Origin of the sequence: Micromonospora sp. M61, assembly GCF_018070245.1 — a bacterium.
In the GTDB taxonomy this organism is placed as follows: domain Bacteria; phylum Actinomycetota; class Actinomycetes; order Mycobacteriales; family Micromonosporaceae; genus Micromonospora; species Micromonospora zamorensis.
On the sequence record NZ_JAGPYA010000184.1, the window covers coordinates 1 to 771 of the forward strand.

General features: G+C 71.2%; 1 protein-coding gene. It reads right to left on the bottom strand.

The genetic code is table 11. From position 1 onward, the window contains the following. Positions 1 to 121: 121 nt before the first annotated feature. The gene (locus tag KBX34_RS33245) at positions 122 to 637 is read right to left on the bottom strand and encodes a 2'-5' RNA ligase family protein (protein ID WP_141909510.1); all 516 of its coding nucleotides are present in this window, start codon (positions 635 to 637) and stop codon (positions 122 to 124) included. Positions 638 to 771: the final 134 nt, after the last annotated feature.

Genomic DNA, 771 nt, shown 5'->3' on the forward strand with positions numbered 1-771 from the left:
TCAACCGGCTCAAGCAGTGCCGCAGCGTGGCGACCCGCTACGACAAGACCGCGACCTCGTTCCAGGCCACAGTCACTATCGCCGCGCTACTCCAATGGTTGTGAGCCTTTGAAGACACGCCCTAGGGCGTGGTCAGCGGTGTCAGCGTCCGGTCCGTGCCGTCGTAGCTGCGCGCGGCGTCGAAGTCCCCCGTCGGGCGCTGCCCACCGGCGACGGCACGGGCCAACCGCAGGTCCGCGTTGCGAAAGCGCAGGGCCAGGCTCAGGTGTGGCACCCACGCCCCCGGAGCGTGCCACGGCCGGTGCCCGTCGGCCTCGGCGAGAACGTCCCAGACGGCGGCGTGCAGCGCGGTCAGCGCCGACGTGGGTTGCACGAGCCAGACCAGCGGGGCGCTGCCGTCGAGGACGACAACGCGGTCGAGCGTGACCGGGATCGGGAGCGCGGCGTCAAACAGCTCGGCGAGGCGGCGCTCGACGCCGGGCGGAAACTCGTCGACGGCGGCGAGGGTCAGGTGCGGCCGGTTGGTCGGGTGGGTGTTGCGGGCCAGGCTCGGCAACCCGGCAGCCGCCAACCGGTCCCAGACCGCCCGGACCTCGGCGTCCAACCCAGGCGAGCAGACCAGTTCGACGGTACGCACCCCGCCACGCTAGCGGGACAGTTCCGCCCGACCGTCTGATCCCCCACGGCAATGCGCTCCGCGCAGCCACCCCCCGCGTCGATCATGAAGTTAGCGTCGCGACACGCCGGCATCGACGCCGCTAACTTCATGAT